Origin of the sequence: Domibacillus sp. A3M-37, assembly GCF_024213455.1 — a bacterium.
GTDB lineage: Bacteria > Bacillota > Bacilli > Bacillales > Domibacillaceae > Domibacillus > Domibacillus tundrae.
On the sequence record NZ_JANAVL010000023.1, the window covers coordinates 22646 to 38136 of the forward strand.

Below are 15491 nucleotides of genomic sequence, written 5' to 3' on the forward strand. Positions count from 1 at the left end.
TGAAGTTTTGTTCGGTGTTTTCTATGATGGGTTAAGCACGAGCATTAAAGGAGTTAAAAATATCATGGCAAAAAAAAGAAGAAAACTGAAAAAACGGGCATACGGCTGTCTGGCGGTTCCATTTTTATTTGCAGCCGTTCTTTTGCTGGCCGTTTTTTCAATGACGGACAAAACGCCAAAATTTCTGCAGTCTAAATCGATTCCTGAAGAATATATTCCCATTTATAAAGCTGCAGCAGCAGAATACGGAATTCAATGGGAGCTTCTGGCGGCGCATCACAGGGTAGAAACAAAATTCTCCACGATGGACCCGATGATTTCTCCAGTTGGTGCAGAAGGGCCGATGCAGTTTATGCCATGCACATTTGTTGGATGGGAACACCCGACCTGCCGCGGTCTCGGTGAAGGTAATATTCCTGAAGCGGAAAAAACAGATCCAAACGTTATCGCAAAATACGGAGGATACGGTGTAGATGGGAACAAAGACGGCAAATCAGACCCATTTAATGCAGAAGATGCCATTTACAGTGCAGCTCATTATTTAAGCGAAAATGGCGCAGCGGACGGCGACGTTGAACGGGCGATTTTTGCGTATAACAAAAGCGATCAATATGTGGCTGATATCTTATATTATGTAGACGAGTACACGAAACAGGAACAATAAAAATCCGCCGGAAACCCGGCGGATTTTATTGTTCTTTTTTATTATAGTAGTCGGTATCTTATAAAAACCTTCTGCTGAAAAATAATATCGTCCTCTAAGACCGATCGATAACTATTTTTCTTTTTGGGCGAATGGGCCCCGTAAGAGTCTCTTGTCCGCTTTACGGAGACTCTTTTCTTTTTTGAATCAAGGGTATTGGTAAGTCCAAGGAATTCGCCTCTATGGAGCCCTGTGTACGCCAGGAGAAGGATTAAACTGTAGTTGGCTAATGGTTTCAAATTCTTTTGCTCCGGTGATAAATAGGCGTAATTCTGAGGGCATGAGCTAGTTTTCGTTCACACCATCCTCATATTTAGGAGTAGAAATTTTTTGAAATCTGTTCCAATGATAGACAAAAGCTTGAGCCTGCCATTTCTGTTGCTCATTCAACTGGTTGTTAAGGAGAATATACGAAACTGGACCGATCCTAAGACATGCACTGCTACCTGGATGATCTTTCACTTTAATAAGAAATAGTAGCAGCTATAAGGCTTGAAGGTTAAATAAAAACTGGGGAAGGACTAAGCAGAATGGGCACGATTATCATCTGGCGAGTGAGAGCTCTACCTTGACAGGGTAGAGGTCGCTGGTTCGAACCCAGTAGGAATCATTGGGTGTTAAAACCCTTCGAGAGAGCGTCAGGAACACGGTTTCTCTACAAAAGATCACTACTTCGGAGGTGGTCTTTTTTTTGTAGTTTTTTAACCGTGGTATCCGTTTGGCAACAATTAATATGGTGATGAAGAACCAAAAATCGTTTGATCCAAGCGGTCAGATGCATCCTGCTGCATGTTAGGCAAAACATGCGAGTAGGTATCCAATGTAATTTTTACGCTGCTATGACCTAACCGCTCGGATATTAATTTAATGTTTTCTCCTTGCTGTAACATAAGACTGGCGTGAGTATGTCGTAAGTCATGAAAGCGGATTTTAGGAAGATTCGTCTTTTCAAGCAAGTTGTAAAATGATCGAAGCAGATTTCTTGGATTAATTGGATTCCCATTCGGCGAACAAACGACAAGATCATGGTCTGCATAAGCCGAACCAAGTTTAAGTTTAGTAGTCGCAAACTGCTTTTTTTGCTGTTTGAGAACTGAAAGGGTGATCGTGTCTAAGCTATTGAACGGTTACCGGCTTTACTCTTTGCGCCTTTTTTTAATACTTTTCCATCATGTGTGAGAGTTTGTCTTATGAAAAGACATTCATTTTCAAAGTCTATATCTTTCCAGCGTAACCCTAAGATTTCTCCTTGTCTCATGCCTGTTGTTATTGCAAGCAGATAAGCAATGTGATAAGAACTGGGAGCGGAATGTTTAAGAAATGAAGATACCTGACAAATGCTCCAGATAGCATTAGTTTCTTTCACAGACACCTTAGGCTTTTCAGTAGCTGAAGCGGGATTTTTCTTAATAAGCTCCATTTTGACAGCTGCATTGAGAGAAGCATTCACCACATTGAAGATTCGTTTAACCGTCCATTCTGACAACCCTTTATTTCTTAATTCCCCCACAAAACTTTGAATGTGCATGGGTGTCATTGAAGCGAGCGGTAACGATCCTAAAGAAGAAGCGATATGATTATTCAAATATGATTGATATGCTTTTATAGTTTGAATACTCATTTCATGCCCCTTGACACTGAGCCAGAAGTGCATGTAATCGCCGTAAGTTTGCTTAGATGGTTCAACTGCTTCTTCAATTCTTCTGCGAATGGAAGGGAAGGATTTATAGTAAACCTTGCAGGTTTTGCTGCTAACTCAAACATTTCTTCTAATGATTGTGTTTTTAAAGGCTTTTCTCTAATATTTTCTTGTTGTAGTGCTTTCGTTACTACTAAGTCAAATTCGTTTACAATTTCGGCAGGGCAGCCATTTACGTGAATGAAATGCAGCATCAAATCCTCCCACTGTTCCTTTGTCGATACTGATTTAGTTCACACAATATGTTGGAATGAGTGACACTTCCAACAAATGAGTTGAATACCGATTAAATGACATACCTTATTGTCAAAATCGTATTCTTCTATTTCGTGCAAGTGAAGGCGTTTCATCTCACTTTCATGTTTAGGTGTCCAGCTACAAATGGAACATTTTTTCCCATGCTGCTCCAATACAAAAGGGCGCAGTTTCTTTCGCCAGAGATGATCGCTAACAGTTTTTCTAACTGTGTATCCGTGAAAGAGTGGAGGTTTAGCGGAGGGGAGAAGTTTAAAGTCCGTTATGTCTAATTCCTCTAATTTCTTCTTTCTAATTGTTTTAGCTTCTTTTCTTGTTTCCATAAAGATCACCTGCCTTGTTATTATGCTTTCTTGTTAAACGGATAAGGAAAAATATATCTTGATGGTGATAAAATAGTTTAAATACATAGTCTAGCTATACAGGAAAAGGAAGGAGAGAAATGTTCATGTTAAACGAAGTTGGTAACAGCCTGCTGGCTTATTCAGATTTGTTTTTAGTTCATTGTCCTAAGTGTAACAGTTGTTCAAAAATTTTCACCCCCATTAACGCATTAGGTCGAGGTGAAGCGAGAGTTCTAGGACATGAATCAAAACGATTTCTATGTGAGAAATGTGGCTTTGTAAAGGATATTCATCCAAAAAGACAGTGGGATGGCTTATGGTCATTTAATTTTGAACTGTTTGATGAGAAACAAGGTGTGGATTGGTACTTTGGTTTTCCATTGTATTTACAAACCCAATGTTGTGGGCATACAATTTGGTTTTTTAACTTTGAGCACCTTACCGATATAGAAGAATATATTCAAAAAAATATCAGACCAGCTCAATTATATTATCTTAGTATCGAGAGCAGATTACCAAAATGGATGAAACTATCGAAGAATCGAAAGGAAATACTAAAAGCAATTGACAGATTGAAACAAAGGACATAAAAATCAAAAAGTATTTCTTGTTCCGCTCCTATGATAAAACCAAAGTTAAATCTAGCCATCACTATAGATTATATTGGAATTACAGCCGAAGAAATTGAGAAGGACTTTGACACGTTTAAATTATGACAAGTCGTTCAGTAAAACTTGAATGTGAAGGAGCTTGAAGAGAATGGGATGCTCTTGTGAACAAAAAACACCTTATAAGTTGATAATTGAAGGAGATATGGGTGGTGATCCTATATGGTGTAGCCATTGTGGCAGTAACCTTGATATAGATGAAATTTCAATTTCGGAGAGATTAAAAGAAGAACTTTGGGCTTGGATGACAAGATATGGAGAATGGATTGATTGGGATAAAGACAAGCTGCTGCCCAACGGAATCGAACTTGAAGTAGAGCATAATAGACAGGGAATGGAACTAACTGAAAAAGCAAAGAAGGAACTAGAAGGAAAGCACAAAATAAAATTTTCTCCTTCTACATCAGCAAGAAGCTATGCAAACAGGAAGTAGGGTGTTTGACAAGATGAAAATATCTAAGCTTAGGAAGAGAATTAGTAACGAAAATTCTTGTTTTTAACACGTCAACTAATGGCGTGTTTTTTGATAAGGCTCTGTTAAAGTTGGCTGTTGATATTTGAAGGTTTCCAAACCATTAAGCATTAGTTGACCGCTACTGTTGAGTAAAAGGTTTTTTCGGTAACTACAAATAAAAAAGCCTTGTGGTTGTTACTTTCCACAAGGAGATTTTCTTTAGTAAAGGGTAGGGGTAGGATAGCAGACAAGAGTATCAACTAACCTTGGGTCAATACCGTAAAATAACCAGAATACACCATTCCATCTATATCCAGAAACTTCACCATACTCAACGCGAGTTGGATAAAACCAGAAACTTTCCCCATTTCTAAGCCAAATATAAGTGTTTTGAAATACACAGTCTATCATATAAGATCCGGAAACAGGCTTTGTTGGAATGAATGGTGGAGGAGGAGATTGTGGCGGCATACGATTTCACTCCTTTATTAGATAAGTACTCACATAATATGATGAAACAAACAAAAGTGATCTAGGACAATTATGAAGAATTGTTACTCAGCAGTTCGTCCATATAGCGTCCCATAAACCAATACGGATTTTATCAACATTAGACTTTAACAGAGCCAAAAAATAAAAGAGACCGATTGCATTTTTTATGGATCATCAGGGGGCGCAGACTAATTTGTGCCCCCTGTTTAATGAATGTTTTTTAATCTTGTTGAAAATTTTTACAATAAAACAGGAATCGGAATGAAGCAACATGAGGGATTCATAAAATCCAGCCAGAAGCCGATAAAAGGATTGTATAGTTAAGGAAATTTTATTATCCTAAAGACGTGAAGAAAGTGGGGTGCTTAATAATGGCGGATATTTTAGATAAGGTGAATACCTACCAACTACTAAATAAAATCGATGAAAACATCTTTATCACGAATGCAGACCAACAGATTATTTGGATCAATGAAAGGGCAAAAGAGTTGCTATTGAAGGTTGGCCCTTTTGTTAAGATGCCGAATCCTAATGACTTCATCGGGATGAATATTTCCCGTTTCCATGGAGAAAAACAGATGAAAATCTTAAGAGAAGGACCGTTTCCACATGTCGCCAGAATCACGCTATTTAAAAGGTTTGCGGCAAGTATTATGGTTGACGAGATAAAAGAGGAAACAGGAAGACGATGCGGGTTCATCCTTACGTGGAAAGATGTTACAGAATATGAAGATATCATTAAAGAAGGAAAGGAATTATTGCAAGAAATTGATGCACCTATCCTCAATACGATTATTGATTCCGTTAATCTTGTGCCCGTAACCGGAAGATTAACAGCAGAAAGGCTGGAAACCATGCAAATAAAAAGTTTGACCTATTGTTCAGAACACCGCACAACGACAATGATTTTCGACTTTACATCGTTTCAGTACTCTTTAGAGCCTTTTGAAGTGGTTGGGCTGCGCAATCTGGTGAATGCATTAGGATTAATGGGGGTCCAGGTTTTCTTTGTTGGAATTGGAGCGAAGATGGCGCAGTCTATCGTTCAAAAACAAATAAGCTTTGATGTCCCCACCTTTCAATCCTTTAAACAGGGGCTGCAGCATATTATGAAGCAGAAGGGATATAAGTTGGTGAAAGAAAAGTAGGTATTTTGGCAGCGTTTATATATTTTCTAAACAGGAAAGACCACTGCAGGCGTGGGAGTGTCAAGGGGTCTGCTGCGTTCATACAAAAACATCCTTTCATGTTTGAATGAACTTATTGTATAGTGTTTCTATATACAAAAATGAAAAAACCAGCATTTTTAAATAAGGATCTGTTAAAGTTTGCTGTTGGTATTTAATGTTTTTTAAAATATTGAGTAACAGTTGACTAATATTATTTATTAAATTCTTTTAACTTATCAAATAATCACCAACAAGTAAGACTGCTATGATAACTGAAACAAATAATGAAAAAAAAGATAATGTTATTCTCGCTCTTTTTGAAATTTCTTTAAATCTTACATTATAAGCATCACGGAACAAAATAAGCGCAGTAAGCCCTAAAACTCCAATGATAATAGATTTTGTAAGTTCTTCACCGCTTAGTTCACTGAAAGACCGATTCGTATTTTGGTTTAGATTAATAATCACACAAAGTCCAAAAACAAATTGAATAATAAACGCGTATAAAAAAACATTAGTTTATCCATACTTTTATAACCTCTTTCTATTTAGGATAACAAAATTTCAGATATTTCTAAGTCGTCCTACAGTCTGCTAATAATTATACGCTAATTGGATATTGAGTGATTAACTTGCAGACATTTAATCAATAGTTCGTCCAAATAGCGTATCACAGGAAATAAGGCTTTTATCAACACTAGGCTTTAACAGAGCCTTTGATAATTAGGGGTGAATACATACCTGAGTTGGGCGGTAGCTTCTCACCCTTCTACAATCTTGCTCTTTAATGAATTCAGGAATGCCATGTTCGAATTTAATAAAATGCATGGTGTAAAAGTCATTTTCTTTACCATAAAATTTTTCCTCAAATAAGGACGTAGGAAAGATTACAACTTTTATTATTTCTCTATGTTTCTCGTCAAGTACGATATAGTCTTCATAGTGACCTAAGGGAAACTCGAAGCTGGTTAAATCAGATTCTTGAACAAGACCCTCACCTAATATTTTCAATGTCTTAACACCCCAAGGCATATTGATACCCTCCGTTTTGATAAATTATCTTATAGAAGAAGCTTGTCATATCACTATTTAGAGGGGATTTATTGTGGTGCCATTTTTGGTGCCGAAACGGTGCCCTTCGATTTAGCAGGTAAAACCTGCACAAATTAAAAATCCATAAACCTTGTTAAATCAGCGTTTTTCAAATGATTTAGATAAGACCTATCACATTTAAAATTAGGAATGCTGCTTCTTTCGCTTTGACAGGGTAGAGGTCGCTGGTTCGAACCCAGTAGGAATCATAGGGTGTTAAAACCCCTGAGAGAGCGTCAGGAACACGGTTTCTCTACAAAAGGCCACTTCTTCGGAGGTGGTCTTTTTTTGTAGTTTTTTAACCGTGGCATCCGTTTGGCAACAATTAATATGGTGATGAAGAACCAAAAATCGTTTGATCCAAGCGGTCAGATGCATCCTGCTGCATGTTGGGCAATAAATGACCGTACGTATCCATTGTAGTCGTGATTTTGCTATGTCCAAGTCTTTCAGCGATCAACTTCATTGGTTCATTTTGAAAGATCATTAAGGCAGCGTGTGTATGTCTCAAGTCATGAAAACGAATATGAGGTAAGTCTGCCTCTTCAGTCAATATTTTGAAAATACGTAAAAGGTTTCTTGGGTTAATAGGTTTACCTATCTCTGTGCACATAACCAAGTCTAAGTCAGTGTAACTTCTCAAAAAAAAAAGGAGTAAGAACAAAAGTCCAACTCCTTTTCTTTCTTTTGTAATATGAACTCAATGAAATTTAACAATCTTTTCTAGAGCAAAGCGGTGATGAGGATATCCCTCACCGTCAGGCTTTCCTATAGGGAGGATTCCTGCGAATTGCACATGTTTAGGAAGATTTAATAAATCTCTTACTTTGTCTTGGTCGAAGCCCAGCATGGGATTACTCGCATATCCATATCCCTGAACAGCTGTCATGAGGATACCAAATGCAATGTTGGTTTGATTTAAACCCCATTGGCCGCGGTCTTCAACACTCATACCATTAAAGAATGCTGATAAATTCGCTACTTCTTCTTGTTTTTGCTCTTCAGAAAGACCCGGATGAACGGTGTCACCAATATTTGTAAGCACATCTTCCATATCACTAGTTACGACAATTACTGCTGGAGCTGATGTAACCTGTTTTTGACCATAGGCAGCTTCTTCAAGCTTTTTCTTCAAATTAACATCTGTTACCACATGAAAACGCCATGGCTGAAGATTCCATGCACTTGGGGACAGCTGCACAAGCTCAAAAATGTTTTGAAGATGTTGTTGGTCAATTGGTTGCTGTATGAACTTACGAATACTGCGCCGTGATTCAATGGCTTCTTGAACGGAAATTGTTTGTTCTGTAGTTGTTTTGCGCATCATGTTAATCATCCTCTTTATCGAATTTACTCAGTTAGGATAACCATTTTAAAAGAAAAATACACGCGTGTTGATTAGCCAGAATCATACAGTTTTCTTCCAGTGAACCTCAAAATAATGATGCAGAAACAAGGCCATTTCTGCCTGCCATTCCAGCGGCCAACGGGTGCATCGTGCTTTAAGCCGATCGTTTCAATGACATGAAGGGGCATATGAGTTTCCACCGAAAAGCTCACATGAAGCTTGATGCCGGATCGCTCTCCGTGGTAGACGGCCCACGGCAGGCGCGTTTTTTCCGACGGTCACCGTCGTTGAATCAACGAGTAGCAGCTGGTTTGGAATCTTAAGCGTCCGGCGTGTGACCCGGTTGCATTTACCGACAATGAGGGCAAAAACCTGTTTCATCAAGGTGTAATCCAGCTGCCCAAGCTTTTTTGATAACGTCGAATAATGGACATCGACAAGACCTGCCGTTGACCCAACATCTGCGCAGTAGCGCAGGCTTTTCCATTCACAGGCGGCAGCCGTCACCAGGTACTGGATCAACGTTTTGACCTCCAGTTTGCGTGCGGTATCTTCATAGCCCACCAGCTCGATCAACGGCTGGAGCTCGTGATTTTAAGGGATGTATGATATAGTTTCCTTCATCACGCAACCAAACAGTTGCTTATGTTTGACAAGCAACCGTATAGTTGCATATAATCGACATATGGATTGGAACAAAGACGCTATATTCAAAGCACTTGGCGATGCGACTCGGCGGGTTATATTAGATGAACTTACCGAACGTAACGAGCTGACGTTGTATGAACTAACGGCACGTCTCGTTATGAAACACAACCTTTCTATTTCGAGACAGGCAATCGCTAAACATCTAAATGTATTGGAAGATGCAGGGCTCGTAATATCAAAACGAAAGGGAAAATATCGAGTACTTATGTTTAACAAAGAACCACTTAAAAATTTGCTGAAAGGATGGGTAGATTAATTTTATTACTAATGACGAATGTATGAGTTTTTCTATTTGTAGCCAGATTGTTAGAAGAGAACCATACCTCGCATTTATCAAAGGAGGCCAAAACATGATGAAGATCATTATTACTAGTATATTTGTTCAAGATCAAGACAAAGCACTAGAGTTTTATACAAAAACGCTGGGCTTTGTAAAAAAGCATGACGTTCCCAGTGGAGCATATAGGTGGATAACGCTTGTTTCTCCTGATGAACAAGACGGTACCGAGCTTTTACTCGAACCTAATGACCACCCTGCTGCCAAAGAGTATCAGCAGAAGTTATTTGCTGATGGCATTCCAGTAACAATGTTTGGGGTTGCAGATATTCGCAAAGAGTACAAACGACTAGTAGAAAAAGCCGTAAAGTTTACTATGGAGCCAACAGAAATGGGCGAAGTCACAATAGCTGTCTTCGACGATACATGCGGAAACCTTATTCAGATGATAGAGAAGAAGTAACGTTATGAAGAAAGAACCTAGATTCTAGACGACACTATGGGTATGATTAAGACCGGTGAAGTGTTAGTTTAAAAATTAAACAACTTTATGTTAACCCTGTCCGTAATTTTGGGACGGGGTTTTACATATTTAAGGTATAGATTTGTGAAAAGGTTCACTTAAACTATCGGGTGCAAGAGTTAAAGAACCGGCTGCTGTTCCAGCCGGTCTTTTTTCTTCATTAACTAAAGGGCAGGATTATTCAAGAAGATAATAGCTTTTTCATTCTTGACAGACGATGCTACTATGCGATACTATATACCGGTAATAAGTAATACCGAATACCGGTGCTACAAAGTACTAAAAATATAAGTGAAATACAAATGGGGGAAAAACATTTGGAAAATATCACGGAAATGCTGAAAGGGGTGCTTGAGGGTTGTGTGCTTGAAATCATTAGCCGTGGCGAAACTTACGGCTATGAAATCACGCAACAACTGCGAGAACTCGGTTTCACTGATGTGGTTGAAGGCACAGTTTATACCATTACCATGCGGCTTGAGAAAAACAATCTGGTGGACATAGAGAAAAAGCCATCCACTGTGGGACCGCCGAGAAAATTTTACACACTCAACGCAGAAGGTCAAGAGAAACTCGGGGTTTTTTGGGAAAAATGGGGTTTTGTCTCAAGCAAAATTAACGAACTCAAAATTAAAAAAATGAAAGGAGAGAAGTAAAATGAATATTTTCGAAAAAATTATCGGAAGTCTGGATGACAAGCGGGAATGGAGGGCGATGGAGGCACGTGCGAAGGCACTTCCAAGTGAGTACCGAAACGCTTACAAAGCTATCCAAAAATATATGTGGACTGCTGGTGGTGGTCCCACCGACTGGAAGGACAGCAGCCGTATCTTTTACGGCATTCTCGACCTCTTCGAAGAAGGAGCAGCGGAAGGCAAGAAAGTCACTGACCTTACGGGCGAGGACGTGGCTGCTTTCTGCGACGACCTAGTGAAGGATGAGAAAACTTGGAAGGATAAGTATCGCAAGAAGTTGAACGATACCATTGGTCGTGGCTAACGATAAAATCCTAATGCTTGGTTCAATGAATGTCATAAAATCGAGACTATAACTCCAAATTTACAAAAGTTTGTGAAACAATGTACTTTAGCTAACGGGGGCTTTTGTTTAATACCTCGGCTGTCATTTCGGCAGCCTTTTCCTATTCAGCTAACGGAGCAGTTTAGTCCTTAAACCATTATGAGTAAAAACAGTAAGGGGGAAACTAATATGACGAAGAGAGATAAGGAGTTGTCTCTGGAACAACGTGAAGAACTAATCAGAACTTTGAAAGCCCGTTTTGAGAAAAACATGAACCGCCATAAAGGTCTTGAATGGGCTAAAGTGCAGGCTAAGTTCGAAGCTAATACTGAAAAAATGTGGTCGCTCAATGAAATGGAAGGAACTGGCGGTGAACCGGATGTTGTTGGCTATGATAAGAAGATGGGAGAATACATTTTTTATGATTGTTCAGCGGAAAGTCCTAAAGGCCGCAGAAGTGTTTGTTACGACCGTGAAGCGCTGGAGTCAAGAAAAAAACACAAACCAGAAAATAGCGCTATTGATATGGCAGCTGCCATGGGCATTGAACTTTTAACGGAAGAACAATACCGGGAGCTGCAGAAACTTGAAAACTTTGATATGAAAACGTCGAGCTGGGTGCAAACACCTGCTAATATTAGAAAACTCGGCGGGGCCCTCTTTTGTGATCGCCGCTACGACACGGTCTTTATGTACCACAATGGAGCAGAATCTTACTATGCTGCAAGGGGTTTCCGTGGCTTACTAAGGGTCTAAATGTTGCACAGAGAGCTAAATTTGAATTTGAAAAAAGATCATCTAGGGAAAGGCTTTAATTTCATTCTTCAACTATCGGGGGCTTTTATTTAATATCTCGGCTGTCATTTCGGCAGCCTTTTCTTATTCAGTTAACGTGCAGGTTAGTTGAACAAGAGATGATAAAATGGTCTAAAATTATTACTCCATTATGAAAAGGTGAATTTGTTTATGCTCGGAATTAAAAATTACAATCCTAAAATGTATACCAACCCATCTAATATCATAGAAGACCATAGAACTAAACTTGAAGCTCTGATTGGTAAAAATGTAAAAGAAATATGGATTGTTTGGGCGCAAGATGAAGATGAATGGTTTAACGATTGTCCTGTTATTATCTGTTTTGAAGATGGCCAATTAGAATTATGTGTATATAAAACGAACGAATACGCTATTACGTTTGATAAAATCCTTGTTTCCCAAGATCTTTCTTGGTATGGGTCAGATTTAAAACTTAATTGGGAAAAGAACAAGCTAGAAGAACTCAATTTTGCTATTGGTAAAAGAGTGATTGGGATTGAAATTATTGAAAGACGTGAAACAAACGCATCGGATTATTATTTAGCTGGTATAGGGCTTCACTTGAATGATGGATATTTCGCCATATGTAATGGATTCGATGAGAATTTAATAATCAAAAAAAGAGAAGAAGGACCAAATTTCAAGCACACAATTATCTGAGAGGCATAAATATTCTTTCAATTAATGGGTGCAAGAGTTTAAGAGCCGGCTGCTGTTCTAGCCGGTCTTTTTTCTTCCTACTAAAGCAGCAGGTTAGTTGAATAGTGCTCTTTGACCTTTATTCAACAATTGGACCAGATTGTTGAATAACACCTTTAAAGAAAATTGGATGTCTATGTTAAAGTTTAGAATAGATTGTGAACATAGGTTTGAAATAAAGTCGAATCGTTTTACGGGGCTGTTCCAAAAGTCGATATTTGATCGATTTTTGGAATAGCCCCCTTTTTAGTGGTTGAAGTCACTCTTTCTTTTAATACTTACATGGGGAGGGGCTATTTAAACTAATGATGGAGTTAGTACGAATAAAATATGATTCGGTTCATCACTCTTGTTCAAAAATCGGTGTTTAACATTTTTCTATTTGGCTAATAAGTGAAGTGCTAATTCCTGCATATTCGGCGAACTCACGAATTGTCATACCATTCTTTTTACGATAATTTAATACCGTTTGCCCGATGCGATGATTGTTCATAGTAAAGATCCTTTCTAAAATAATGTATGTTTCATTCATTTTGTGCTGACATACTAAACATGGAGAATTAGTACTTTTATCGATTACATAAATATTTTACACTTATGTTTGTGCATTATAATGTATTAATTTTATTATTGTAAACAGACATCTAGGGGGAAACAGAATTGAAATCACCACTTATTTCTTACATGGCTTTATTTTTGGGTGTATTTGCATTATCGACTTCAGCGATCTTTGTGAAATTAGCAGATGCACCTGCGACAATTACAGCATTTTATCGGATGCTTTTTGCAGCAGTAATGCTTTTGCCATTTTTATTAGTTAATAAAAAGAACCGACAAGAATTACGTTTGTTGTCAAAAAAACAATGGGGACTTGGATTATTGTCAGGCGTATTTCTAGCAGCCCATTATGTATTGTGGTTTGAATCATTAAATTACACATCTGTAGCAAGCTCGACGGTTATCGTCACCTTACAGCCACTCTTTTCGTTGGTTGGCGGCTATTTTCTATTCAAAGAGCGCTTCAGCAAAGGGGCTATAACAGGCTGTCTCATCGCGATTGCCGGAAGCATTGTCATTGGATGGCAAGATTTTCAAATTAGTGGACAGGCATTATTTGGCGATATACTTGCTTTTATTGCGGCAGGCATCATAACAGCCTACTTCTTCATTGGCCAGCATGTTCGTAAAAGGCTATCTCTTATCCCATATTCAGTTATTGGTTATGGGAGCAGTACATTACTTTTAGGTGTTTTTGCCTTTAGTCAGCAAACGCCCTTCTTCAATTATTCTGTACCAACATGGTGGTCCTTTATTGGATTAGCGTTTATTGCAACAATTTTAGGGCAAACAATTTTCAATTGGTTGTTGAAATGGCTAAGTACTTCAATTATTTCAATGAGTATATTAGGAGAAACAATTGGAACTTGTATCCTCGCTTATTTCATTTTGGATGAGGTCATTTCATTACAACAAGGTATGGGTATCGCATTCATTTTAATCGGTCTAGCATTATTTTTACTACAGCAAAGAAATAATGAATAAACAATAGAGATTAATTGGCGGTACGAGAATAGATTAAATTGAGGAACATTTATTAGAAGAATTCTTTTAAAATGACTCCCTTGTTCAACTATCGGTCGCAAGAGTTTAAAAACCGGCTGCTGTTCCAGTCGGTCTTTTTTCTACCTCAACTAAGAGGCAGGTTAGTGAAAGAACAATAAAAAAAGAACACAAATGAATGTATCATTTGTGTTCTTGGGAATTATCTTAAACGGTCACCTTTTTTACTCTTTGCTGAGTTTATTCAGAACAACACCTTGTTCTGAATAAACTCCCATCACTAAAACCCCTGAATTAAAATCTGCAATCTTCAGTTGAATGTTGCATGGTAATACTGCCTAACATTTTTCTGTTTGTTGTTGGGATAAAGAATGATTTTGTTCTTTTTGGCTATCTTTAATAACTATTAACACCCCGAAAAGGATTAAAATGGAACCTAACCAAAAGGTTATACTAATGGTCTCGCCTAGTATTAACCATCCTAATAATGTTCCAACAACAGGTTGGAAAAAAAAGAAAACTCCTCCACCAGAGGCATTTAGCATTTGTAGACCACGATTCCACAATAGAAATGCAATAGCTGTTGATACTATCCCTAAATATAGCAATCCTCCCCATATGGCAGGATTGGTTAATTCATTAATGTTTAATTTAGGTAATCTTGTGATAACAAAAGGAGTTAAAACAACAAAAGCAATTAAAGCAGCATAGGTATTTACCACGATTTGTGAATAATCACTTGGTAAGCATTTTACAAGAACAGACATTAATGCCCATGTAAACGCAGCTATGGTAAGTGAGATTCCTCCTAGCATACTAGACATGTTAATATCATCAATTCCAACGATAATAATAACACCAATAGTCGCTAAGCTTACAGAAATAGCTTTCTTAAAAGTTAATCGTTCTTTAAGAATTAAACTAGCAAACACAACCATGAATGCTGGTGTTGTAGCAGTGATAATCGCTCCCATTTGTGCACTAGAAAGCATGGTACCTGTTTCTTGGGTAACGATAGAAATGACGTATCCTACAATCGAAATTGCAATTATAAGCCCTATATGCTTCCTTTTAATTTTCCATTTTTGTTTGGTAAGAAGTCCAATGAATACTAACGCAACAAGTGCGATAAGATAACGCATCCATACAAGTTCTAATGGTGGTATGACTGCCACTACTACTTTTACGACAACATACATACCTCCCCAAATGCTTGAAGCTAGTATTAAAAATAATGAACCAATAAGTGTGCTTTTCATGTTTTTACCCTCCGTTTTATTAGGCTAGCTATGCCCTTACGGAGAAAAGTAGTTATTTAAATTTTCTCTCCATTAAGAGCGGGAGAGTGCTACTGGTACATCATTTTCAAATAAAGGTGCTAAAAACATAAATATCAACTCCTTATAAGATTCAATAATAATTAAATACTAACAGACCCAAATCATTAATCAACCTGAATTTGAATGGAGATTGTGAAAAATTATACTTAAAGTATCGGGGGCTTTAGTTTAATATCCAAAGTTATCATAAGCCGAAAATATGCTAGTTTTTATTCATCCTTGTATGTTTTTGGCTTTCCTACATTCAAAAAACATACTGCCGTAAACAGCATTTTTTAGGTTCTTACGTGAAGCTGGTGAACGGTTTTTTTATTGTTAGGCTGA

The 15491-nt window shown here is 37.9% G+C and carries 20 protein-coding genes and 1 pseudogene; 11 read left to right on the forward strand and 10 right to left on the reverse strand.

Features of this window, described 5'->3' with window-relative positions:
• The first annotated feature begins 64 nt into the window (after positions 1-64).
• A complete protein-coding gene (locus NLX67_RS19950; protein ID WP_375143428.1) occupies positions 65-664 on the forward strand; it encodes a lytic transglycosylase domain-containing protein in 600 nt (199 codons plus the stop codon).
• Positions 665-1431: 767 nt separating this feature from the next.
• Here NLX67_RS19950 and NLX67_RS23340 read toward each other — a convergent pair.
• Genes NLX67_RS23340 through NLX67_RS19970 form a run of 4 tightly spaced genes read right to left on the reverse strand, consistent with a single transcriptional unit; the run spans position 1432 to position 2980 of the window.
• Positions 1432-1809: a tyrosine-type recombinase/integrase gene (locus tag NLX67_RS23340; protein ID WP_254313199.1), complete on the reverse strand. Its 378-nt coding sequence runs from the start codon at positions 1807-1809 to the stop codon at positions 1432-1434.
• A 5-nt stretch (positions 1810-1814) separates the two neighbouring features.
• A complete protein-coding gene (locus NLX67_RS19960) occupies positions 1815-2324 on the reverse strand; it encodes a tyrosine-type recombinase/integrase (RefSeq protein WP_254313182.1) in 510 nt (169 codons plus the stop codon).
• Positions 2321-2596 carry a hypothetical protein gene (locus NLX67_RS19965; protein WP_254313185.1) on the reverse strand — a complete coding sequence of 92 codons (276 nt, stop codon included), beginning with the start codon at positions 2594-2596 and terminating at the stop codon, positions 2321-2323. The genes NLX67_RS19960 and NLX67_RS19965 overlap by 4 nt, the downstream gene beginning before the upstream one ends.
• 39 nt (positions 2597-2635) lie before the next feature.
• The gene (locus NLX67_RS19970) at positions 2636-2980 is read right to left on the reverse strand and encodes a hypothetical protein (protein ID WP_254313187.1); all 345 of its coding nucleotides are present in this window, start codon (positions 2978-2980) and stop codon (positions 2636-2638) included.
• 125 nt (positions 2981-3105) lie between these two features.
• On the opposite strand from NLX67_RS19970, the gene NLX67_RS19975 reads away from it, so the two are divergent.
• From NLX67_RS19975 to NLX67_RS19985, 3 genes are all read left to right on the forward strand, one after another.
• Positions 3106-3591 (forward strand): hypothetical protein, encoded by a 486-nt coding sequence (locus tag NLX67_RS19975; protein ID WP_254313188.1) that lies wholly within the window; start codon positions 3106-3108, stop codon positions 3589-3591.
• A 169-nt stretch (positions 3592-3760) separates the two neighbouring features.
• The gene (locus NLX67_RS19980) at positions 3761-4102 is read left to right on the forward strand and encodes a hypothetical protein (RefSeq protein ID WP_254313189.1); all 342 of its coding nucleotides are present in this window, start codon (positions 3761-3763) and stop codon (positions 4100-4102) included.
• A gap of 884 nt (positions 4103-4986) precedes the next feature.
• Positions 4987-5763, forward strand: a complete 777-nt coding sequence (locus NLX67_RS19985) for a hypothetical protein (RefSeq protein ID WP_254313190.1) — start codon at positions 4987-4989, stop codon at positions 5761-5763.
• 744 nt (positions 5764-6507) lie between these two features.
• Here NLX67_RS19985 and NLX67_RS19990 read toward each other — a convergent pair.
• The 4 genes from NLX67_RS19990 to NLX67_RS20005 form a co-directional block, all read right to left on the reverse strand.
• On the reverse strand, positions 6508-6816 hold the full coding sequence (locus NLX67_RS19990) for a hypothetical protein (RefSeq protein WP_254313191.1): 309 nt from the start codon (positions 6814-6816) through the stop codon (positions 6508-6510).
• A 385-nt stretch (positions 6817-7201) separates the two neighbouring features.
• Positions 7202-7489 (reverse strand): tyrosine-type recombinase/integrase, encoded by a 288-nt coding sequence (locus NLX67_RS19995; protein WP_254313200.1) that lies wholly within the window; start codon positions 7487-7489, stop codon positions 7202-7204.
• 87 nt (positions 7490-7576) lie between these two features.
• Entirely contained in the window at positions 7577-8203 is a 627-nt protein-coding gene (locus tag NLX67_RS20000) for a nitroreductase family protein (protein ID WP_254313192.1), read from the reverse strand.
• Positions 8204-8392: 189 nt separating this feature from the next.
• Entirely contained in the window at positions 8393-8746 is a 354-nt protein-coding gene (locus tag NLX67_RS20005) for a hypothetical protein (protein WP_254313193.1), read from the reverse strand.
• 163 nt (positions 8747-8909) lie between these two features.
• Between NLX67_RS20005 and NLX67_RS20010 the strand changes: the two genes are divergently transcribed.
• From NLX67_RS20010 to NLX67_RS20035, 6 genes are all read left to right on the forward strand, one after another.
• Complete coding sequence (locus NLX67_RS20010; protein ID WP_254313194.1) at positions 8910-9188, forward strand: ArsR/SmtB family transcription factor; 279 nt, start codon at positions 8910-8912, stop codon at positions 9186-9188.
• 97 nt (positions 9189-9285) lie between these two features.
• A complete protein-coding gene (locus NLX67_RS20015; protein WP_046180970.1) occupies positions 9286-9672 on the forward strand; it encodes a VOC family protein in 387 nt (128 codons plus the stop codon).
• Between the two features lie 377 nt (positions 9673-10049).
• Entirely contained in the window at positions 10050-10388 is a 339-nt protein-coding gene (locus NLX67_RS20020; protein ID WP_254313195.1) for a PadR family transcriptional regulator, read from the forward strand.
• 1 nt (position 10389) lies between these two features.
• The gene (locus tag NLX67_RS20025; protein ID WP_046180953.1) at positions 10390-10731 is read left to right on the forward strand and encodes a DUF1048 domain-containing protein; all 342 of its coding nucleotides are present in this window, start codon (positions 10390-10392) and stop codon (positions 10729-10731) included.
• A 210-nt stretch (positions 10732-10941) separates the two neighbouring features.
• Positions 10942-11508: a DUF4256 domain-containing protein gene (locus NLX67_RS20030; protein ID WP_254313196.1), complete on the forward strand. Its 567-nt coding sequence runs from the start codon at positions 10942-10944 to the stop codon at positions 11506-11508.
• A gap of 210 nt (positions 11509-11718) precedes the next feature.
• Entirely contained in the window at positions 11719-12228 is a 510-nt protein-coding gene (locus NLX67_RS20035) for a hypothetical protein (protein WP_052728590.1), read from the forward strand.
• A 412-nt stretch (positions 12229-12640) separates the two neighbouring features.
• On the opposite strand, the pseudogene NLX67_RS20040 reads toward NLX67_RS20035, so the two are convergent.
• Positions 12641-12821 (reverse strand): annotated as a pseudogene (locus tag NLX67_RS20040) (helix-turn-helix domain-containing protein); the annotation flags it as partial.
• 106 nt (positions 12822-12927) lie between these two features.
• Here NLX67_RS20040 and NLX67_RS20045 point away from each other — a divergent pair.
• The gene (locus NLX67_RS20045; RefSeq protein ID WP_254313197.1) at positions 12928-13809 is read left to right on the forward strand and encodes a DMT family transporter; all 882 of its coding nucleotides are present in this window, start codon (positions 12928-12930) and stop codon (positions 13807-13809) included.
• Between the two features lie 356 nt (positions 13810-14165).
• Here NLX67_RS20045 and NLX67_RS20050 read toward each other — a convergent pair whose 3' ends face one another.
• A complete protein-coding gene (locus NLX67_RS20050; protein ID WP_254313198.1) occupies positions 14166-15086 on the reverse strand; it encodes a DMT family transporter in 921 nt (306 codons plus the stop codon).
• Between the last annotated feature and the right edge of the window lie 405 nt (positions 15087-15491).